The sequence below is a fragment of the Peribacillus suis genome, assembly GCF_059384845.1.
Window position 1 is genome coordinate 1,876,334 of record NZ_CM182019.1, and the last position, 21,851, is coordinate 1,898,184.

Genomic DNA, 21,851 nt, shown 5'->3' on the forward strand with positions numbered 1-21,851 from the left:
GCATGATTTTATTGTTAAGATGATGTAAGAGGCTGACAGATATGGAATATGTACTATTTCTTTTGGCGAATGAATATTTTTATTGTAACGGAATTAGGGGGACGGGGTCATGTTAAAGAAAATTATTGCCTCGGTTGTCTTACTATCGCTGATAGCGGTGGCAATCGTTCAAGCAATGGATGATAAACCTGATAAAAATGAAGAAGGAAATTCGATGGGGGGGCTGAAAATTGGTGCCAAAGCACCTGATTTCACCTTAGAAACTTTGGATGGGAAACAGGTGAATTTATCTGACTATAAAGGAAAAAAAGTGATGTTGAATTTCTGGGCAACTTGGTGTCCTCCTTGTAAAAAAGAAATGCCAGATATGGAGAAATACTCAAAGCAGGCTGGGGAAGATGTCGTTATATTGGCTGTTAACATTGATCCAGAAAATGATGTGCAGGCATTTATTGATGATAATGGGATAACATTTACCATTCCATTGGACAGTCAAAGCGCTAAACAACCGGTAAACGATCAATATAAGGTTATGGCCATACCTACAACATACTTTATTGATAGTGAGGGCATTATTCGAAATAAAATGGTTAAAGCGATGCAATTTAATGAAATGGAACAAAACATCAATAGTATGAAATGACGGGATCAATAAGATTCCGTTTTTTTAGTAGGATTTAAAAAATGTGTCTAATTTGTCACAAGTTTTTAGAAAAATCAAAAAACATTGCAAAAAATAGATTACTCACCGCCAATTTGGGTTAAAGTATAGAAGACGCGTGAAATGAGTTTGGTGCGAACTAAAATGACTGATTATTCAGACTTTATATCAGACTGTCTGTATAGTCATAATTTTACGTTAATTTGGAAATGATGGAATATACACTATATAGTAAGAAGGTGAAAATATGAAGAAAAGAAAACGATCTTTTGAAGAACTGATTAATGAAAATAAAAAGGAATTGTTAATGGATACAAAGCTGATGGAGAGACTTGAAGAACGACTTGAACAAAAACATATGCAAAAGGCTGAATAATAGCATAGGGGTATGAAAAAGAAGGGCTAGCGATGAATATTTCATTGTTGGCTCTTTTTTACATGCAGTGGTAAAAACATTTGAATTCTCGGAAAACCACTCAAAAACTGGAACTCATGAATTTCATTTTTAAAACCATCCTAAAAATAGGAGGCGATTTATAATGAGTAACCCAAAAAAAGATTCACAACACTTTAGACCGAGCCATCTGGGTACACAACCGAGAACAGGTGGAGGAAATAAAGGAAAACAAATGCAAGATACTTCAGGAAAGCATGCCCAAGTCATTCAAACTAAAGGTGAGTAAGTAAGAATTCATGTCTTTAAAGGCTAGGTGGAGAAGGGAGTTATTCTTTCTCTACCTTTTCTATTTCAATAACCGAGAACGGAGACGCTATTCTTTAAAGGTATTCTGCAATTATGATAAGATGATGACAGTACGATTGAAAAGGAAGTGGGGAAACAAAATGTGGATAGCAGAAAATGAAATAGAGGTTCGGTATGCTGAAACGGACCAAATGGGAGTCGTGTATCATGCTAATTACTTTGTATGGATGGAACTTGGCAGGACGAAATTAATTAATGATTTAGGTTTCCGTTATGCAGATATGGAAGCGGAGAACATCCTTTCCCCCGTGATGGATATACAGGCTACTTACAAAATACCTGTACGTTACGGTGAAAAAGTACTGATCAAGACATGGATTGAAGAATATGATGGGCTCCGTGTCGTTTATGGATATGAAATCATGAACCAGGATAATAAAGTGGCGGCAACCGGCCAATCTGTGCATGTTTGCGTAAAAAAGGAAAACTTTAAACCTGTGTCCATCAGAAGGCTATTTCCAGCGTGGCATGAAGCCTATGAAAAAAATAAAAAGTGATATTTACATAACCGAGGTGAACAGTATGGCGTTCGGGATTAAGCGGGTCGACGTTATTAACTGGAAACGTCAAATCGACCAAGGAAAAATTGCGTTTTTGACTCACTATTGGCTTGATGATCGTTTTCCTGGTTGCAAGACAGTGACCAAAGTCGGCTGTAAGGACATGGATCGTTTAGCGGAGTGGGGAGATAAATATGGTTTGAGAAAAGAATGGATTCATCACAGGAAGGATGGTTATTCCCACTTTGACCTGTTGGGGGATCGGCAAAGAGACATTCTTAAAGCTGAGGATATCAAAGAAAGATTAGTCAAGTAAAAGGCGAAACAAGGGAAACTGACAGCAGCAGGGTTCCCTGCTGCATGGTCAAGCTCCTTTTTTGTATACGAATTCAGGCTCAGCAGATTTCTCATTGAAAGTGATCAATAAATCATGTCCATCGAAAAACCATGTATCTTTTTCTTCTACATAAAAGGTGATTGATCTCATTGTATCTGAAGCTGCTATGGCTTCAGGTTCTTCCTGAATGATGCCCAATGAAAATCCGCTTTGGACAGTACTTACCCCTCCGTATCGTGCATGAAAGCGCAGATAAGCCCCTTCAGGCAATTCTAACTCATCGATATACCATTTGGCAGCCCGGTCGGAAATTTGTAGTTTCAAAAAGTGAACCTCCTCCCTTTAATTGAACATGTTCATTATAAGATAAATGCAGTAAAGATGCGAATAAAGTATGTTGTGGAGGAAAATCAAGAATGAATATACCCTATACGATTTGTTTTATTACCCGAGTAAGATCAGGCAGGGTCGAAATTCTTATGCTTTTGCGTAATAATGAACCTAATAAACATAAATGGAATGGCGTTGGTGGAAAAATCGAGGAAGGAGAGACCATCAATGACTCGATGGCTCGAGAAATAATCGAAGAAACAGGGCTGAAAGTGAATAAACTGTGTTTCCGTGGTATCGTAACATGGAACGAGACGAGTGGAATGTACGTTTATCGGGCCGAAGACACAGGTGGAGAACTCATAGCTTGTGATGAAGGTGAACTTGCCTGGAAGCCCTACGAGTGGGTCATGGAGACTGATGAAGCTGTGTCGAATATTAAATATTATTTAAATGAAATTTTATTTGAGCAGTCTTTATACGAATTTGCTTTGACATATGAAAATGAACGACTACTTTCCTTTGAAAAAAAATCCTTACCTGATAATTATCCGCTACTACTTACTAAATAAAAGAGCATTTTTTATTTATGAATCATGCACTAAAATGAATTTTCCTGTACATATGTAGATGAATATAAAAGTAGGGGGAATGAAGAATTCCTAACATCACACATGGGAGTTAAGGGTGCGGAGAAGTGAGAGATGAAAAAACGGTGTTTTTATAGGGATGTATTTTTCGGAATCGAATTATGTAATGGATATTGATAAAGATGGCATGCTTTCCATGCAAAAAGAAAACATGCCTAAATCGTACCTGCGGATCATGCTATTTTTTGTTTTCTTTTTCTTCGGCCTCGGCTAGTTTCTTTAACAAGATGGGTGTAGGCATATGCATAATTTGCTCTAAAGGTAGGTTAAGTGTCTCAGAAAGCTTTATTGCGGTATCTGATGAGATTTGTAAAGGTTTCACGGTTTCTCTCCTAATCTTCTATTCAATATTTAATGGTAAAAAAGTGATGAAAAGCCCATCTAATGGGCTTTTTCTCTTGCTGAATTATAGCCATTTCACTTTCGGTTCCGTCTTATCGATAATTCGTTTAATATTGGCACGATGACGGTAAAAAATGAAAACGGTCAGTATACCGATCACGATGATAAGAGCCCAGTCGCCGAAATGGAATACAAGGCTGTATATGAGGGCCAGTAGGCAAGCAATCATTGATGATAGTGATACATATTTGGTTATGTATAAGGATATAAAAAATATGAGAACGGCAAAAAGGAAAAATAAAGGTTCATAAGCCAGTATGACACCAGCTGATGTTGCAACTGCTTTTCCACCCCGGAAATTCGCAAAGATGGGGAACATATGACCGATTACTGCACAAATTCCAGCTAGCAATTCAGGCATATCCGCACCTAGGAAGAATGGGAGGAGCGTGGCTAATGTACCTTTAAGTATGTCCATGATCGTTACGGTCAGCCCAGCCTTGACACCAAGCGTTCTGAAGGTGTTCGTGCCACCTAAGTTTTTACTGCCATGCTCCCGAATATCAATGTTGTAAAAGGTTTTTCCGATTAACAAACCTGATGGAATCGATCCGATTAAGTAGGCAGCCAGAATAATGATGATTGTAAGCATTCGATAACCCTTTCTTAAAGAAGAATATTCATATTTTATCGTGCATGAACAGGCTGAAAGTGATAGAAGGACCAAATCAGCCTCAAATACCTGATAAGTTTATCTTATTGTAACATTTTCATGATAAAATGGCATGGCTGTCTGGAAAAATCCTTATGAATTTTTTTGATATATCTTCGAATTCTATATTTGAATGGTTTATAAGAAGGGTTTACCGTTAATATAAGAAATGTAACGTGTGCTTCCATCCAAGTATCGGGATAACCATTCCTTTATGTCTGAAATGAAATTAATCGACGAAATATCTGTTCGGTAAGAATGAATTTTTGTATAATGGTTTTCTTAATAATGGTATTAAACTGCTTTTCTTTGTAAAATATTCTTAATGAGGCAAAACTATTCGTTAGTATTGTATTTTATATTAAAGGGGACTGATAAAAGTGATTGAAAATCCTAGTAGGGAAGAAATGGGCAAGATGTTAAAAAAATCGAAACGGATTGCTGTGGTAGGACTATCGAATAATCCTGATCGAACTTCATATATGGTTTCAAAAGCTATGCAGGATAATGGATATGAAATCATTCCGGTCAATCCTGCCGTATCCGAAGTGATGGGGGTTAAGGCGGTTGCATCACTAAAAGATATTGTTGGACATGTCGATATCGTCAATGTTTTTCGCCGCTCTGAATACCTACCGGAGATTGCAAAAGAATTCGCAGAAATTGATGCGGATATCTTTTGGGCACAACTAGGGGTTGAAAACGAAGAGGCATATAATTTTCTAAAAGAAAAAGGCTATACTGTTATTATGAATCGATGTATAAAAGTTGAACACGCTCTTACAAAATAAAGTAAAGAGCGGATTTTTCCGCTCTTTTTTTTATAAGTGGGGAATTAATTTTTTTGAAAAACATAGCTTGAATTGAAAACGAAACATAGTTATCGCAATTAAACTACATATAAAATTTAAGAGAAATAGTAAAACGCTATTTGCCAAATGAAAATTTACGGCTACAATTAGAACGGTGGATCAGATAGATTTTACAATAAAACGAACATGATAAATTCCGATCAAGAATATTAACGTTTAATAAAGGGACGAAAAAAATAGAACACTTGTTCTTTTTGTTCGAAACCATTATACTTTATGTAAGATAACGAACATATAAATTATTTGGTTTAAGGTTAAGAGTCATTTCATTGCAGTATGATTTGGCCCGGAAATTGTGTTTAGTAAGGAAAGGGGAATTTCTGTGGCAAAGAAAGTAAAGACAATCGAGTACAATGATGATGCAATTCAGGTACTGGAAGGACTCGAAGCGGTCAGAAAACGTCCCGGTATGTATATCGGCAGTACGGATGCACGTGGACTTCATCATTTAGTGTATGAGATTGTGGATAACTCCGTAGATGAGGTTTTGGCCGGTTATGGAGACCACATTAGTGTGAAAATACATAAAGATAATAGTGTAAGTGTAACGGATAAGGGTCGGGGGATGCCTACAGGTATGCATAAAACGGGGAAACCTACACCTGAAGTCATTTTGACGATTCTTCATGCCGGAGGTAAGTTCGGACAAGGTGGATATAAAACAAGTGGCGGTCTGCACGGGGTTGGTGCATCAGTTGTGAATGCATTGTCTGAATGGCTTGTCGTCACGATTAAAAGAGACGGGTTCATTTATGAACAACGTTTCTTCAACGGGGGTAAACCGGAAACCACCTTGGAGAAAATCGGCAAAACCAATCAATCCGGGACAAGAATTCATTTTAAGCCGGATCCTAAAATATTTTCGGTTACCACATTTAATTATGATACGCTCTCTGAAAGACTTCGTGAGTCTGCTTTTCTTTTAAAGGGCATGAAAATAGAGTTGATAGATGAACGGAAAAATGAGCATGAAATATTCCATTATGAAACTGGGATAGAAGCTTTTGTAGAATATTTAAATGAGGAAAAAGAGACGCTCCATAATGTTGTCAGTTTAGAAGGGGAACAGAATGGAATTGAGGTCGACCTGGCTTTTCAATTTAATGATGGATATTCAGAAAACATCCTAAGCTTTGTCAATAATGTCCGTACGAAAGATGGCGGGACCCATGAAATTGGGGCTAAGACAGCGATGACACGTTCATTTAATGATTACGCCAGAAAGATGGGGTTATTAAAGGAAAAAGATAAAAATCTTGAAGGATCGGATATACGAGAAGGATTATCTTCAATTATTTCTGTCCGCATTCCGGAAGAGCTCCTGCAATTTGAAGGTCAGACTAAAAGCAAGCTGGGTACCAGTGAAGCGCGGTCTGCTGTCGATTCAATCGTTTCAGAGCATTTAGCATACTTTTTTGAAGAAGATCCGACGACTACCACACTATTAGTGAAAAAGTCCATCAAAGCTTTCCAAGCTCGTGAAGCGGCCCGAAAAGCTCGGGAAGATGCTAGAAGCGGAAAGAAACGGAAAAAATCCGATGGTAATCTTTCGGGGAAATTGACGCCAGCCCAATCGAAAAATCCCGAGCGAAATGAATTATATCTTGTTGAAGGGGACTCTGCAGGAGGATCTGCCAAGCAAGGTCGGGATCGACGTTTTCAAGCGGTGCTACCGCTAAGGGGTAAAGTCATCAATACCGAAAAGGCTAAGCTTGCCGATATTTTCAAAAATGAAGAAATAAACACGATTATTCATGCCATAGGTGCAGGAGTGGGGGCGGAATTCAATACCCCTGATACCAACTATGATAAAGTCATCATCATGACTGATGCCGATACGGATGGAGCACATATTCAAGTATTACTGCTTACATTCTTTTATCGTTATATGAAGCCATTAATAGAGGCAGGAAAGGTATTTATCGCCTTGCCGCCATTATATAAAGTGAGTAAAGGCACGGGAAAGAAAGAGATTATAGAATATGCCTGGAGCGATGATGAACTTCAGGGTGCAATTGATAAAATAGGCAGAGGCTATATGATCCAGCGCTATAAGGGTCTTGGTGAGATGAATGCCGATCAGCTATGGGATACGACCATGAATCCGGAAACAAGAACATTGATTCGCGTCAAAATCGATGACGGGGCACGTGCTGAAAGACGTGTAACAACGTTAATGGGTGACAAAGTAGAGCCGCGCCGTAAATGGATTGAAGCCAATGTTGCTTTTGGTCTCGAAGAGGAATCGAATATTTTAGATAATGAAAATATGTCGATTGAAGAGGAGGTCAATAACGATGGTATTTGAAGAGTCATTTCGTGATTTGCCGCTAGAAGAGGTTATTGGAGATCGCTTCGGGCGTTATAGTAAATATATTATTCAGGATCGTGCATTACCAGATGCAAGAGATGGATTAAAACCGGTTCAGCGCCGGATTTTATATGCCATGTTTGTAGAAGGGAATACCCAGGAAAAAGGGTTTAGAAAATCTGCCAAAACGGTCGGTAATGTTATTGGTAACTATCACCCACACGGTGATTCCTCAGTTTATGAGGCCATGGTACGGATGAGTCAGGATTGGAAGTTGCGGAAGGTCATGGTTCAGATGCATGGAAACAACGGTAGTATCGATGGTGACCCACCGGCTGCAATGCGTTATACGGAAGCAAGGCTTTCAGCCATTGCCTCCGAGATGTTACGTGATATAGACAAGCGGACTGTTGATTTTGTCTCCAATTTTGACGATACATCCGAAGAACCTATCGTATTACCGGCAATGTTCCCGAACCTGCTCGTAAACGGTTCGACAGGTATATCTGCTGGTTATGCAACGGAGATTCCTCCACATCAATTAGGCGAAGTCATTGATGCAGCCATTATGAGGATCGATAACCCGAAAGCGACAGTCGCGGATTTGATGACAGTTATCAAAGGTCCCGATTTCCCAACAGGCGGTATCATTCAGGGAATCGAAGGCATTCGTAAAGCCTATGAAACCGGCAAAGGTAAAATCATCGTCCGTGGCTTGGCTGATGTGGAAACGATACGTGGAGGAAAGCAACAAATTGTCGTTACGGAAATCCCTTATGAAGTCAATAAAGCGAATCTTGTAAAGAAAATAGATGAGTTCCGGCTTGATCGTAAAGTTGAAGGAATTGCGGAGGTTCGTGATGAAACCGACCGTACGGGACTTCGAATCGTAATTGAATTGAGAAAAGAAGCAGATGCAAATGGTGTCTTGCATTATTTATATAAAAATTCCGATCTCCAGGTTTCTTATAATTTTAATATGGTGGCGATTTATAAAAAACGGCCGACATTGATGAGCCTGCCTAAAATGCTTGATGCATATATTGACCATCGTAAAGAGGTTATAATTAACCGATCTCGTTTTGAACTTCAAAAAGCACACGATAGGGCACATATTGTAGACGGCTTAATAAAGGCTCTATCCATTTTAGATGAAGTCATCGCTGTCATCCGAGGTTCTAAGGATAAAAGAGATGCTAAAGATAACCTGATTGCCAAGTTTACCTTTACCGAAGCTCAGTCCGAAGCCATTGTATCTTTACAGCTCTACCGTTTGACCAACACGGACATTACAGCTCTAAAAGCTGAAGCAGCAGAGTTAAACAGTAAGATTGAGGAATTGACTAAAATACTTGGTAGTGAGAAGGTTCTACTTCAAGTCATTAAAAAAGAATTACGATTTATTAAAAAAGGGTTTGATGACGGCCGACGTTCGAAAATCGAGAATGAGATTGAAGAAATCAAGATCAATCTTGAAGTCTTGATAGCAAGTGAGGACGTTATGGTCACTGTAACGAAAGAGGGCTATGTCAAGCGTACATCGCTACGATCTTATTCGGCATCCGGTGGGCTTGATTTTGGCATGAAGGATTCAGACCGCATGCTTCAGAAACTGGAAATGAATACGACAGACGTACTGCTGTTGTTCACTTCCAAAGGTAATTTCCTATATTGTCCAGTCCATCAGCTTCCAGATATTCGTTGGAAAGAAACGGGCCAACATATCGCGAATATCATCCCAATAGATCGGGATGAGCAAATCATTAAGGCCATTCCAATAAAAGATTTCAATCAGCCGGAGTATTTAGTGTTCATAACGAAAAATGGCATGGTGAAGAAGACCGAACTAGCTTCCTATAAAGCACAGCGTCATTCCAAAACCCTAGTAGGCATCAATTTAAAGGGTGATGATGAATTGGTTGATGTTCACCACACCGATGGCAAGGCTGATCTATTCATAGTCACCCACAATGGTTATGGCTTATGGTTTGATGAAGAAGAAGTGAGTGTTGTAGGCATCCGTGCTGCTGGTGTGAAGGGAATCAATTTAAAAGAAGATGATTATGTCATTGGCGGTAAGATATTAGCCAAGGATAGTAAGGAATCCATTTTGATCGTCACACAACGCGGGGCCATCAAGAAAATGAAATTGACGGAGTTCGAAAAAACAAGCCGTGCTAAACGTGGGGTTGTCGTATTAAGGGAACTTAAATCAAATCCTCATCGTGTCATTGGATTTGATACAGTCAATAAAACCGATAGTTTGTTCATTCTTTCTGAAAAAGGCAAAATTGAAACCGTTCATGCATCATCATTGAAAAATCATGATCGCTACACAAATGGTTCCTTTATTTTTGACGAAGCGGAAAGCGGAAAAGCAAAAGAATTATGGAAAATTTCATTAGAAGATGAATCTGTAAAAGATTCGTAACATCCATTCATTTTATAGTAGGGATGCTGACTTGGTCAGCATCCCTTTTCTGTATTTCTATGGTTGATATGTGTTCAAATCTAGGCTCATTCGTCCCCTTAATGTCCGTGTAGTCAAATAACACCATTTACATTTACCCCGATTCCTTTTTTACTCCCTAACTACTTAATATGTTCTTAATTCAAAAGTGAATGATTAAGTCAAAATTAAATCGTTGTAGTGTCCATGAGAAAATCTCATTAATTGGATGATTAATTCAAATTTGAATTTTAATGAAAACAGATTGCTAGCCTGGTAGTGTTTTTAATTTGGCACATTACTTGCATATGATTATTGTATCTTCTTGATTTTTGTGAATTAGGAAAGGGAGAAAAAATGGATAGATCTTATAACAAGAATTCTAATCTTGAAAAAAATTGAAATGACCTTCCTACATGCTCATCATATTTTTTAATCTTCGACTCGTATTTCTATTAAACTAAACTGCGGTTCATTTCAACAAAAGCCTATACATAGTGCTTTAAGTAAGAAACAACTCATGTGAAAAAGGTTCAATCGGCAGAAACCAATTTAAAAAAAGGGGGGGCTAACAGCATGGACTTTCGCTTTGATGCAGAGACTCTACTTTTGAAAGAAAATATCCAGCAATTTATTCAAGATGAAATCGAACCATTTGCCATGCAGATTGAAGAGGAAGACCGTATCCCTGATTCTCTCATTCAATTATCTAAAGAAATGGGCTTATTCGGTCTTAGTATCCCTGAGAGGTATGGTGGACTAGGTATCGGTATGGTCGAAAAATGTGCCTTATATGAGGAAATAGGAAAAACGCATAATGGTTATACGACGTTGATAGGAGCCCATACCGGTATCGGAACAGTCGGTATTGTGGAGATGGGGAATGAAGAACAAAAGCAAAAGTATCTTTCTGACATGGCAAGTGGAAATCGAATCGGAGCATTTGCTTTAACGGAACCAGCTGCAGGATCACATGCCACAAATTTAAAAATGACCGCGGTAAAATCAGGTGATAGATATATCCTGAATGGAACAAAGCACTATATCACGAATGCGGATGTGGCAGATATTTTCACCGTCATGGCTGTTACGGATAAGGAAAAAGGAGCAAAAGGAATCACTTCATTCATCGTAGAAAAGGGATTCCCAGGATTCCAAGTAGGTAGTATGGAAAGGAAAATGGGGCTACGAGGTTCCCATTCTGCAGAACTGATTTTTGAAAATTGCGAGGTTCCTTTGGATAATGTACTGGGGGAAGTTGGCCAAGGATATGTCAATGCCCTTAAAATCCTGGCAAACGGTCGAGCAGGACTCGCAGCACGCAATTTAGGTTCATGTCAGTACTTATTGGATTTATCCATTCATTATGCAATGGAACGGGAACAATTTGATGTACCGATTATTGAACACCAGGCTGTATCCCATATGATAGCTGAGATGGCAATGGAAATAGAGGCACTTCGTTCTTTTACCTATAGAGTGGCCTGGATGGTCGATCAGGGAGAGAAAATCATTAAGGAAGCGGCCATGCTGAAGCTTTTCGGTTCGGAAGTATATAATCGGGTGGCGGATAAAGCGGTCCAGATTCATGGAGGACTCGGATATATTAAGGATTTTCCTATCGAACGTTTCTTTCGGGATGCAAGAATTACTAGAATTTATGAAGGTACGTCGGAAATCCAGAAAAACATCATTACAGGGCAATTGAAGAAAGCGCATTCAAAATAATTTTAATGGAAGCTGGAGGGGTTGTAATGGATTTACGTTTATCGGATGAACAAAGAATGGTGCAAAAAACGATTCGTAAGTTTGTCGAAAATGAACTGATTCCACTGGAAAATGAAGTGCTCCGGAATGAAATAGCCGGAAAGCCCAGTTTACCTGCAGAGACATTACAGGAATTACAGGAAAAAGCAAAAAAGGCGGGGTTTTGGGGAATTAATACACCTGAAGAATATGGTGGGGCTGATTTAGGGCAAATGATGATGGCCATCGTGCTGATGGAAGTTTCGAAGACATTCGTTCCTTTCAGTTTCGGTGGATCAGCTGATAATATTCTGTATTATGGAAATGAAGAACAGAAGAAGAAATATCTGATTCCAACGATCAATGGGGAGAAGAAGTCTTGTTTTGCGATGACGGAACCAGGGGCTGGATCCGATACACGCAACATAAAAATGACGGCCATTAAGGATGGAGACGAGTGGGTGCTGAATGGCGAAAAAACGTTCATCACCGGTGGAAATGATGCAGATTTTGTCATGGTCATTGCGGTTACGGACAAAGAACGTCACCAGGCAACGGGGACGGAAGGCGTCACCTGTTTCATCGTGGATCGGGACATGGGATGGAAATCAGAATATATCAATACGATGGGCGAATGGGGACCTGCCGGTTTAGTGTTCGACAATGTACGGGTACCTGAGGAGAATATATTAGGGGAAATACATGGTGGCTACAAATTGGGTCTCGAGTGGATAGGTTTTGCAAGATGGATTGTTGGGGCAAGGGCAGTGGGTTCAGCTGAACGATTACTCCAAATGGCCATCGACTATGCAAAGGAGCGGGTAACTTTCGGGAAGCCTATTGCGGAACGTCAGGCCATTCAATGGCAGATTGCAGACTCTGCTGTTGAAATTGAAGCGGCAAGGTGGTTAGTCTTAAATGCAGCTTTCACACTTGATAATGGAGAAGACAATCGTCATCTAGCCTCGATGGCTAAACTTTATGGCTCGAATATGGGGAATCGAGTCGTCGATCGTGTTTTGCAAATCCATGGTGGCATGGGTTATACAAAAGAACTGCCTATTGAGCGTTGGTACCGTGAAGCAAGGCTCTGGAGAATATACGATGGTACAGATGAAATTCAGCGTATGATCATTTCAAGGAACTTAATTAAAGGACATGTTAAACTAGGACAATTTTTATAATAGATGAGGAGGAACAATCATGACAGGAAGATTTTTAGGAAAAACAGCATTAGTAACTGGTGGAAGCAGGGGGATTGGAAGGGCAATCGTTGAACTACTAGCAAGTGAAGGAGCAAAGGTAGGAATCATCGATATTAATGAAGAAGTCCTGAATGTAGCGGGAAATGAACTACGTGACCAAGGCTATACCATTTATACAAAAGTGGCAAATGTAGTCGAGGCAGAAGAGGTGGAAACTGCTGTCAAGGAAATAGCGGAAACATTCGGTTCGCTTGATATCCTTGTCAATAACGCGGGGGTCATTCGCGATAACCTAATATTCAAAATGACCGATTCGGATTGGCAGACAGTCATGGATGTACATTTGAAGGGTACGTTCAATTCAGTCCGTGCTGCTCAGAAATACATGGTTGAAAGAAAATATGGAAGAATCATCAATATTTCGTCCACTTCGGCTCTCGGCAATCGAGGACAATCGAATTATGCAGCTGCAAAGGCGGGGCTGCAAGGGTTAACGAAAACGTTAGCGATTGAGCTCGGTAAATATGGAATCACAGCTAATTCGGTAGCCCCTGGATTCATTGAAACGGAGATGACGAAAGAAACTGCACGTCGTGTGGGGGTCAGTTTTGAGCAGTTCGTTGAGGGAAGTGTGAAGAAGATTCCAGTTGCTAGAAGCGGGAAGCCAAGTGATATCGCAAATGCTGTTGCTTTTTTTGCTGATGAAGCTTCTTCCTTTGTTAATGGTCAAGTTCTTTACGTTGCAGGTGGTCCAAAAAATTAACTGATTAGGTGGGGAAGATATGTTTAAAGATTGTATCGAAAAACGTTCCAAACCGGTCAAAAATTCAGTCGAACGTGGGGCCGTGAAAAAATTCGCGGAAGCAATCGGTGACTTGCATCCTATTTTCATTGATGAAGAGATAGGAAAACAATCAAGGTACGGCACGAATATTGCCCCTCCTACATTCCCACGGGTCTTTGATTATGGAGTGATTGAAGGGTTGAACCTCCCTGCTAAAGGGTTAATTCACGGCGAGCAGATTTATCATTATAAGCGGCCCCTTCTGGTAGGGGAAGAAATCACGTGTTATACAGAAGTGAAGGATTATTATGAGAAGAGTGGAAAACAGGGGGATTTGGGGTTTCTAGCATTAAAAAATTATGGAACCGATGCAAATGGTGAGATAGTATTTTCTGCCGATCAATTGGTCATCATCAATGATACGGTAAGAAAGTCGGTGGGGAGCCGATGAGTCTGTTAAAAGAATTGAATCCTGGAGATTCTGTACAATCGATAAAGTTGGATCCTGTTTCACGCCTAGATCTCATTAAATACGCTGGTGCTTCCGGTGACTTCAATCCCATTCATACCATTGATGAAGAAGCTAAAAAGGCCGGTCTACCTGGAATCATTGCCCATGGAATGTGGACGATGGGAAACCTTGCAAAGTTATTCAGTGATTCTTATGACATCGGATTTATTGAAGAGTATAAAATACGATTCAAGAGTATGGTTTTTCTAGATGATGTCATCACGCTTCAAGCCTATTTAAAAGAGAAAAAGGAAGATACGTACCATTTTGTTGTAGTTGCCGTCAATCAAGTAGGCAAGGAAACAATCAGTGGGGAGGTCATATTCAAAGTATATTGAATGATAGGTAGTGATGAAGTTATTTCATCACTATTTTTTATTGGAATTTCGACATTATTAAAGGGGATTCGAAAGATATCGAGAATTGAATTAGAAAGAATTCTTTTGCGGTGGTGAATGTATTGAATCAACTGAAACAGGATTCCCAGATTAAATGGATCAAAGAATGGCCATTTCCTGCCATTATCCTTGATGATGAAGGCAAGATTAAAGAATGGAGCCAATATTTTAAGGAACAGATGCAGAATAGAAATACCCTTTCAGATTTATTTGATAGATGGATATTTTTTGATAATAATAGGCTGGCAACAGCATACCATGGCACCAATCGATATGTATTTATCTCAGTGATGCAATTGGAAAAAGGCGAGCATTTATATGTAGGGGGTCAAACTTCATATGTCGATGATGTAATGGAAGAATTCGGGGAAACCAAAAAAATGAACCGCGCATTGGATGCCATCATTGAGAATTCCTATGATGGCATTTATATCACCGATCCTGATGGAGTGACAATATATACAAACCCGGCTATTGAGAGAATTACGGGAATTCCTAAAGAGTATTATATCGGCAAATCAGTAAATCAGTTGATTAAGCGTGGAATACTGAATGCCTCGGTTACACATAAAGTGGTAAAGCAGAGGAGGACTGTATCAGTCGTACAGGATAACTTCGCCGGAAAAGAGACGCTGATCACGGGAAGCCCGGTGTTTAATGGTGAAGGGGAGATTGAACAGATCGTTACGAATATACGTGATTTATCCGATTTGAATGAACTGATGCATGAATTGACGAAAGTGAATGAATTGAACAATCAGTATAAGCAGGAAATCGAAAAGCTAAGAAAGATTACAAATCAAGATGGAGTCGTTTTTGTTAGTGAAAAGATGAGGAAGATTTACGAAATTGCTGAAAGGATTTCAGACATTGACGCGACAGTCCTTATATTAGGGGAAACGGGTGTGGGAAAGGACGTATTGGCCCGCAATATCTTTAACGGGAGCATCCGTTCAAAAAAAGGGGATTTCGTTAAGATAAACTGTGGGGCGATTCCTGCCGATTTATTGGAGTCTGAACTGTTTGGCTATGAGGGGGGAGCGTTTACCGGGGCTAATCACAAGGGGAAACCGGGGATGTTCGAAATAGCTGATAACGGAATATTATTTTTGGATGAAGTCGGTGAACTCCCACTTCAGCTTCAGGTAAAATTACTTCGTGTTCTTCAGGAAAGGGAAATACAAAGAATCGGAGGAACGAAACCGAAGAAAATCGATGTTCGTATTATCGCGGCCACAAATCGAAATCTATTGGATATGGTCAAAGCGGGAGAATTTCGCGAAGATTTATATTATCGCCTGAATGTCATCCCCATTGTGATTCCACCTCTTAGGGAAAGAAGAGAAGATATCCTCGCATTGTCTGATTTATTTTTAACCAAGGCCAACAATCAATATAAATTGACCAAAAAGTTAGATTCAGCGTTAAAAGATTATTTTTTTCATTATGATTGGCCGGGAAATGTCCGAGAACTGATTAATATAGTGGAAAGACTCGTCGTGTTAACGAATGGTTCCGTCATCTCGGTAAGCGACTTGCCTGTAGAATATCAGCAAGAAAACATGAGCCAAACCAACTCTCGTGATTCTCAGTCTCTAAAGGAAGCGGTGGAGGGAGCTGAAAAAGAAATATTGACAAAAGCGGCGCAAACTTATCAGACCACATATGAAATTGCTGAAGCTCTTGATTCAAGCCAGGCTACGATTGTCAGGAAACTAAAAAAATATGGCTTGAGAGTCAGTGAAAAGAATAGGTAAGCAAAGGGGGATTTCCGTAAGGGGAATACCCCTTTTCATTTCTTCCCTAGTAGTCATCTGGATAAAATCTATTTTTGCAAAGACAATCCATTCTAATTCAAAAGTGGTTCATTCAGTCAAAAGTGAATGATGGTCATGCCATGTGGATTCAATTATTTGAATCAAAAGTGAATCATACTTATTTCGTAAAGTGACTAGTATGGCTTTTTCATGATGGCATAGTACTTGCATTGTTATTAAGGAAATGCTTTACAAATGATCTATGGGGAATGTGAGGTGACTGTGGAACGTTTCCGACGATTGCACAGCGGTATTCAGGTGACAGATATGAAGATAGTATTCATGAAATCATAAAATGGGACGCAGACAACTAAAAAGGTAGATAAAAATTATGGGAAAATGGGAAGAAACGAGGTTACAGAAGAAGCGGGTAGCCTTTCACTAGATTAAGCGATGAAGTAATGAAAGCGCTAATAAAAAGTTGGCATTTAACAATTCGATAGGGTTATGGAGAAGAGTTCCTTATGGTTAGGGGTGTTGTATTAAAGTAAAGGATTACCTACGAACAATTCATTGGGATAAGGGAGGCAGGAAATGGAGATTTTAGTTCAGCAATTGTTTAATGGTTTAACGATCGGAAGCGTATATAGCCTAGTTGCCCTTGGGTTGACATTAGTTTATGGGATTCTTCATATCCCTAACTTTGCCCATGGTGCTCTCTATATGATAGGAGGGTATGTCACGTTGTCGATGATGACGTTATCTGGGCTGAATTACTGGATTGCTATGTTCGTGTCCGTCATTGTCGTGGGCCTTCTTGGGGTTTTATTGGAACGATTCGTATTCCGTTTGTTAAGGGATGCTCCACCGTTGCATGATAAAATTGCAGCCATTGGAATATTACTTTTTCTTGAAGCCTTTGCACAATTTGTCTGGGGAGCTGATTTTCAAACCATGCAATCTCCTTATGGACAAGTAGTCAATATCATGGGCTTGACGTTCACGATGCAACGTTTGTTGATTATTGTGGCGGCAATCGTGGTCATGTCGGTTCTCTATCTGTTCTTAAAGAAGACGTATACAGGTTCCACGATCATCGCGATGTCCCAAAGTCGTGAAGGGGCTTCGCTAGTCGGGATTAACATCAATAAAGTTGCCATGCTGACCTTCATGATTTCTGGGGGGCTAGCCGCCATTGCTTCTTCCCTTGCATCTCCCATCAATCTAGTTTTTCCAGGCATGGGTCATTTAGTGATATTAAAGGCTTTCGTGATTATCATCCTAGGAGGGATGGGAAGCGTTCCAGGTGCAATCGTTGGTGGATATATTCTTGGATTCAGTGAAAGCCTTGGCGCAACCTATATATCCAATGATTATAAGGATATCATAGCCTTCTTCCTTCTAGTAGTCATCTTAACGGTCAAACCGACGGGTCTTTTCGCAAAGGGGGAGAGGTAGTTTGAATATCTTATCAAAACGAAATGTCATCTTAATTTTGATCATCCTGGCCTTTTTATTTCCCATCATCGCGCAGAATGACTATTACGTTCATATGTTAACGGTGTCTTTCATCTGGGCAATCGCGGTATATGGAATTAATCTGTTAGCGGGCTATACGGGCTATCTTTCGCTTGCCCATGCTGGATACTTCGCCATTGGGGCGTACTCATTGGGGTTATTGACGGTAAAAGTGGGAATGAACTTTTGGTTGGCACTGGTCTTGTCTTGCCTAATTTCAGGGGCGCTTGGCTTTTTGGTCGGCTTAATAGCATTGAGAACAAAAGAACACTTTTTCGCAATTTATACTTTATGCGTCGGATATATCATCTACCTGGTCATCGATAAATGGGAAGGTCTTACAGAAGGAGTTAGAGGCTTGATTGGGATTCCGGCCCCTGGAAATATCGGACCCATCACTTTCGAGACGGCCGCTTCACAATATTATTTGGTGCTCATTTTCCTACTGGGCGTCATTTTGGTCATGTATCGTATTGTTCATTCGTTGACAGGGAGAACCTATATGGCCATCAGGAATAGTGAGGAACTTGCCCAAACGATAGGCATATCCACGATGAAGAATAAGTTGACCGCATTTGTTCTTTCTACATTTTTTGCAGGCTTGGCAGGTGCCTTATATGCTTCATTCGTGCGGTTTATCGGACCGGATATCGGGTCTACGGCCATAATGTTCGACTTGTTAATGTATCTACTGGTCGGCGGAATAGGAACTCTATCGGGACCTTTGGTTGGAACTTTGCTTCTCGTCATACTATCCCAGAATCTACAATTTCTCCAAGAGTATCGAATGTTGATCTTTGGACCTTTACTTACGTTGATCATAATTTTCTATCCACGCGGTATTTCGGGTGCATTCTTTGATTGGAAAATTAAACGAAGAGATAAGAAACAACTGATTATGAGAAAGGACGTTCCGGTTAATGCGGAGGAGGGATGAAGATGTTTATCGAAACGAAGAATTTAACAAAGAGTTTCGGGGGATTGGCAGCTGTAAAAAATGTGGATTTCACCATTGAAAAAGGAAAGATCAATGCGATTATCGGGCCTAATGGAGCCGGGAAGTCTACGTTTTTCAACTTGATCAGTGGCTTCCATCGTCCAAGTTCTGGAGCAGTCCTCTTCAAAGGGAAAGACATCACGAAGCTTCCTGCCAATGAAATAGCGGGACTTGGCATAGCAAGAACATTCCAAACGACTAGTCTTTTTGAACAATCCACCATCTTGGATAACGTGATTGTCGGACATAGGCTTCGCACTAAATCAAATTTGGTAGATGCTATCCTAAGGACGAAGAGGTTAAAACGGGAGGAAAAGACCTGTCGTGATAAAGCGATGGAAGTTTTGAGAATTGTCGGCTTAATGGATGCGGCAAATAAGATGGTCTCGAGTATTTCTCAAGAGGAAAAGAAGAGGACGGCGATTGCCCTTGCCCTTGCGACGGATCCGGAAATCATCTTTCTTGATGAACCGGCTGCCGGCATAAACCCTGATGAAACAGAAGGGCTTACAGAACTGATCAAGGAGTTAAATCAGTCAGGCTTCACGATTTGCTTGATCGAGCACAAGATGCATATGATCATGAACTTAGCTGACCATATCATGGTCCTGAATTACGGGGAAAAAATTGCTGAGGGCACTCCAAAAGAAATCAGGGGGAATGAGGCGGTTATTAAAGCCTATTTAGGAGGTAGTGCTAGTGCTTAAGTTAACTGATGTTACTGTATGTTATGGGAGCTTCACTGCGATTAAGCAAGTGAATATTGAAGTGGAAAAGGGAGAAATTGTCGTTCTATTGGGGGCGAACGGGGCAGGCAAAAGCACGACATTCCGTTCTATCAGCGGAATAAGCAAGCTGGCTCAGGGTGAAATTCATTTTGAGGAACTGGCTATCGGAGGTAGGGCTCCGGATAAGAATGTCCAAGCTGGAATCGTGCAATGTGCAGAAGGGCGGAAACTGTTTCCTCAGATGACTGTCCAGGAAAACTTGAAGATGGGAGCTTACGTACATCGAAAAAAAAAGATGGAAATCAAGTCCTCGTTGGAAAATGTCTATCATTTATTTCCTATTTTAAAAGAAAAACTCCATGATGAGGCCGGCAGCTTGAGTGGTGGACAACAACAGATGCTGGCCATTGGCAGGGCTTTGATGTCTAAACCGAAGCTTTTGATGCTAGATGAACCTTCTGTGGGCCTCGCTCCTTTGATTGTTGAACAGATGTTCCAAGTCATCGAAGAAATAAACCGGGAAGGAATAACCGTTCTACTAGCCGAACAGAATGCGAATGTGGCTCTTAGCATTGCAGATAAAGGATATGTTTTTGAAAATGGGGAAATTGTCGTTGAAGGGACCGCAAAAGAATTATTGTCTAACGATGAAGTACGGAAAGCCTATATCGGAGCATAAGAGTTTAAAAATGAATGGGGGATTTTTATGAAAAAGTTGAGTGTATTCTTTGTAATGATATTACTCGTCCTAACGGCACTAGTGGGGTGTAACAAGGGAGACAGCCCTGCATCAAGTGGGGGAGGAAAGGCCAGTAAAGGGAAGAATGTTATCAATATCGGTTTTAGCGGCCCTTTGAGTGGAGCAGCAGCCTTATATGGAAAACGAACGTTAAATGGTATGGAGATGGCTGTAAATGAAATCAACGATGCCGGTGGGTTCGAAGTGGAAGGGGAAAAATATACGCTCAATCTGGTTTCGTTGGATGATAAGTACTTACCGAATGAAACGGGTTCAAATGCTAAACGTTTAATCCAGGAATACAAAACTCCGATTATTTTCACTCCTCATAGCGGGGGGATACAGGCCCTACAGGTTTTTAACGAAAAAGAGAAATTCATCATCGGTGCCTATTCGAGTGAACCAGCTATCACGGAAAGCGGAAATTCATTAACAGTAAGGATCCCGCCAAATTATGAAGGGTATATTGAACCGTTTTCTACGTATGCAATGGAAAACTTCGGCAAAAAAATCGCGGCATTGCCACCATCTTCCCAGTACGGGAAAGACTGGGCGGAAAACCTACTACCACATTGGGAAAAGCAGGGTGGTAAAGTCGTGTATAATGCCTCAATTGATTTTTCTAAAGAAACGGATTTCTTCACGACTGTTACAAATGCTTTAAAAGAAAAGCCTGATGTCCTTTTCATCGGTGGGGCGTCGGAGCCTACGGCCAAGGTTGCAAAACAAGCAAGAGAACTAGGTTTTAAAGGCGGTTTCATTATCATGGACCAGGCGAAACTGGATCAAATGAAGCCAATTGCCGGTTCATACGAAACATTGGAAGGTTCGATTGGTGTGCTTCCGCTTATCGACTCCAATGAAGAAGCAGCACCGGCATTCATTGATAAATATAAAAAAATTTATAAGGAAGATGCCAGTTCTGAAGTGGGGTTGAATTACATTGCTATGTATGCCTTTGTGGAGGCAATGAAAGCGGCAGGAACAGTCGAGGATGTGAAAGCCATCCGTGAACATATGCAGGATGGGCTGACAAACACGGCACCTGAACAGAAAATTTACAATATACCTTCGATTGACGAAAATGGTGGATTCGCAGCAAAAGTCGTCGTCGGAGCGGTAGAAGATGGCAAAGTGGTACCCATCAGTGTAGAAGAGTAAAAGTGTCATGTGCTTTCACACTAGCTACCTTTAGGCCCCGAAAGCTAAAAAATAATGCATTCAACAAGTTTATAAAAATCTTTAATACTTTACCTTGCGAAAACTCTTAAAATGCTGTACTCTTATATTTGCTTTAAAAAAATGAATATTTCTTACTTCTTATCAAGAGAGACTGAGGGACTGGCCCGAAGATGTCTCGGCAGCAGACTTATTTAGAGTGCTGTGCCAAATCCAGCAGGCGATTGACCTGAAAGATAAGAGGAGTGTTTATAGATTAAAAGACCTCTTCTTGTAATAAAATGGAAGAGGTCTTTTTGTACTCATAGGATAGGAATCTGTTCTTGATGGTTTGTTACTATTTTATAATCATGCTTATATTA

General features: G+C 40.3%; 23 protein-coding genes and 1 riboswitch. Of the genes, 20 read left to right on the forward strand and 3 right to left on the reverse strand.

Annotated features, from left to right (window positions below; translation table 11 throughout):
* Positions 1 to 109: 109 nt before the first annotated feature.
* The 5 genes from AC503W_RS09200 to AC503W_RS09220 all read left to right on the forward strand — a co-directional run bounded on the left by AC503W_RS09200 (position 110) and on the right by AC503W_RS09220 (position 2,240).
* The gene (locus AC503W_RS09200; RefSeq protein WP_407408721.1) at positions 110 to 643 is read left to right on the forward strand and encodes a TlpA disulfide reductase family protein; all 534 of its coding nucleotides are present in this window, start codon (positions 110 to 112) and stop codon (positions 641 to 643) included.
* Positions 644 to 908: 265 nt separating this feature from the next.
* Positions 909 to 1,037 carry an FbpB family small basic protein gene (locus AC503W_RS09205; RefSeq protein ID WP_402872652.1) on the forward strand — a complete coding sequence of 43 codons (129 nt, stop codon included), beginning with the start codon at positions 909 to 911 and terminating at the stop codon, positions 1,035 to 1,037.
* A gap of 163 nt (positions 1,038 to 1,200) precedes the next feature.
* On the forward strand, positions 1,201 to 1,344 hold the full coding sequence (locus AC503W_RS09210; protein ID WP_402872655.1) for an acid-soluble spore protein N: 144 nt from the start codon (positions 1,201 to 1,203) through the stop codon (positions 1,342 to 1,344).
* Positions 1,345 to 1,504: 160 nt separating this feature from the next.
* Positions 1,505 to 1,921 (forward strand): acyl-CoA thioesterase, encoded by a 417-nt coding sequence (locus AC503W_RS09215; RefSeq protein ID WP_402872658.1) that lies wholly within the window; start codon positions 1,505 to 1,507, stop codon positions 1,919 to 1,921.
* Positions 1,922 to 1,946: 25 nt separating this feature from the next.
* Entirely contained in the window at positions 1,947 to 2,240 is a 294-nt protein-coding gene (locus AC503W_RS09220) for a hypothetical protein (protein ID WP_402989803.1), read from the forward strand.
* Positions 2,241 to 2,288: 48 nt separating this feature from the next.
* Here AC503W_RS09220 and AC503W_RS09225 read toward each other — a convergent pair whose 3' ends face one another.
* A complete protein-coding gene (locus AC503W_RS09225) occupies positions 2,289 to 2,585 on the reverse strand; it encodes a HesB/YadR/YfhF family protein (RefSeq protein ID WP_402872660.1) in 297 nt (98 codons plus the stop codon).
* A gap of 92 nt (positions 2,586 to 2,677) precedes the next feature.
* Here AC503W_RS09225 and AC503W_RS09230 point away from each other — a divergent pair, with 92 nt between their 5' ends.
* Entirely contained in the window at positions 2,678 to 3,163 is a 486-nt protein-coding gene (locus AC503W_RS09230; RefSeq protein ID WP_427687360.1) for an NUDIX hydrolase, read from the forward strand.
* A gap of 256 nt (positions 3,164 to 3,419) precedes the next feature.
* On the opposite strand, the gene AC503W_RS09235 is transcribed toward AC503W_RS09230, so the two are convergent.
* Complete coding sequence (locus AC503W_RS09235; protein ID WP_402872669.1) at positions 3,420 to 3,563, reverse strand: YycC family protein; 144 nt, start codon at positions 3,561 to 3,563, stop codon at positions 3,420 to 3,422.
* A gap of 84 nt (positions 3,564 to 3,647) precedes the next feature.
* Positions 3,648 to 4,235 (reverse strand): glycerol-3-phosphate 1-O-acyltransferase PlsY, encoded by a 588-nt coding sequence (gene plsY, locus AC503W_RS09240; protein WP_427687358.1) that lies wholly within the window; start codon positions 4,233 to 4,235, stop codon positions 3,648 to 3,650.
* 467 nt (positions 4,236 to 4,702) lie between these two features.
* Between plsY and AC503W_RS09245 the strand changes: the two genes are divergently transcribed.
* The 14 genes from AC503W_RS09245 to AC503W_RS09310 all read left to right on the forward strand — a co-directional run bounded on the left by AC503W_RS09245 (position 4,703) and on the right by AC503W_RS09310 (position 21,471).
* Positions 4,703 to 5,086 (forward strand): CoA-binding protein, encoded by a 384-nt coding sequence (locus AC503W_RS09245; RefSeq protein ID WP_402873203.1) that lies wholly within the window; start codon positions 4,703 to 4,705, stop codon positions 5,084 to 5,086.
* A 403-nt stretch (positions 5,087 to 5,489) separates the two neighbouring features.
* Entirely contained in the window at positions 5,490 to 7,475 is a 1,986-nt protein-coding gene (gene parE, locus AC503W_RS09250; protein WP_402872675.1) for a DNA topoisomerase IV subunit B, read from the forward strand.
* Positions 7,465 to 9,909, forward strand: a complete 2,445-nt coding sequence (gene parC, locus AC503W_RS09255; protein ID WP_427687356.1) for a DNA topoisomerase IV subunit A — start codon at positions 7,465 to 7,467, stop codon at positions 9,907 to 9,909. The genes parE and parC overlap by 11 nt, the downstream gene beginning before the upstream one ends.
* Before the next feature lie 594 nt (positions 9,910 to 10,503).
* A complete protein-coding gene (locus AC503W_RS09260) occupies positions 10,504 to 11,655 on the forward strand; it encodes an acyl-CoA dehydrogenase family protein (protein ID WP_427687354.1) in 1,152 nt (383 codons plus the stop codon).
* Between the two features lie 26 nt (positions 11,656 to 11,681).
* Positions 11,682 to 12,857: an acyl-CoA dehydrogenase family protein gene (locus AC503W_RS09265; protein ID WP_427687352.1), complete on the forward strand. Its 1,176-nt coding sequence runs from the start codon at positions 11,682 to 11,684 to the stop codon at positions 12,855 to 12,857.
* A gap of 19 nt (positions 12,858 to 12,876) precedes the next feature.
* On the forward strand, positions 12,877 to 13,641 hold the full coding sequence (locus tag AC503W_RS09270) for an SDR family oxidoreductase (protein ID WP_402872686.1): 765 nt from the start codon (positions 12,877 to 12,879) through the stop codon (positions 13,639 to 13,641).
* A gap of 19 nt (positions 13,642 to 13,660) precedes the next feature.
* Positions 13,661 to 14,113, forward strand: coding sequence for a MaoC family dehydratase N-terminal domain-containing protein (locus AC503W_RS09275; protein WP_427687350.1), 453 nt, complete (start codon positions 13,661 to 13,663; stop codon positions 14,111 to 14,113).
* Entirely contained in the window at positions 14,110 to 14,511 is a 402-nt protein-coding gene (locus tag AC503W_RS09280) for a MaoC/PaaZ C-terminal domain-containing protein (RefSeq protein WP_402872690.1), read from the forward strand. Before AC503W_RS09275 ends, AC503W_RS09280 begins: the two co-directional genes overlap by 4 nt.
* A 122-nt stretch (positions 14,512 to 14,633) precedes the next feature.
* A complete protein-coding gene (locus tag AC503W_RS09285; RefSeq protein ID WP_402872693.1) occupies positions 14,634 to 16,328 on the forward strand; it encodes a sigma-54 interaction domain-containing protein in 1,695 nt (564 codons plus the stop codon).
* Between the two features lie 594 nt (positions 16,329 to 16,922).
* A complete protein-coding gene (locus AC503W_RS09290; protein WP_402959118.1) occupies positions 16,923 to 17,786 on the forward strand; it encodes a branched-chain amino acid ABC transporter permease in 864 nt (287 codons plus the stop codon).
* Position 17,787: 1 nt separating this feature from the next.
* A complete protein-coding gene (locus AC503W_RS09295) occupies positions 17,788 to 18,783 on the forward strand; it encodes a branched-chain amino acid ABC transporter permease (protein ID WP_427687348.1) in 996 nt (331 codons plus the stop codon).
* A 2-nt stretch (positions 18,784 to 18,785) separates the two neighbouring features.
* Positions 18,786 to 19,550: an ABC transporter ATP-binding protein gene (locus tag AC503W_RS09300; RefSeq protein WP_402989492.1), complete on the forward strand. Its 765-nt coding sequence runs from the start codon at positions 18,786 to 18,788 to the stop codon at positions 19,548 to 19,550.
* Entirely contained in the window at positions 19,543 to 20,250 is a 708-nt protein-coding gene (locus AC503W_RS09305) for an ABC transporter ATP-binding protein (protein WP_427687346.1), read from the forward strand. Before AC503W_RS09300 ends, AC503W_RS09305 begins: the two co-directional genes overlap by 8 nt.
* Positions 20,251 to 20,277: 27 nt before the next feature.
* Positions 20,278 to 21,471, forward strand: coding sequence for an ABC transporter substrate-binding protein (locus AC503W_RS09310; RefSeq protein WP_427687344.1), 1,194 nt, complete (start codon positions 20,278 to 20,280; stop codon positions 21,469 to 21,471).
* A 156-nt stretch (positions 21,472 to 21,627) separates the two neighbouring features.
* Positions 21,628 to 21,732, forward strand: a riboswitch (SAM riboswitch).
* Positions 21,733 to 21,851 lie beyond the last annotated feature (119 nt).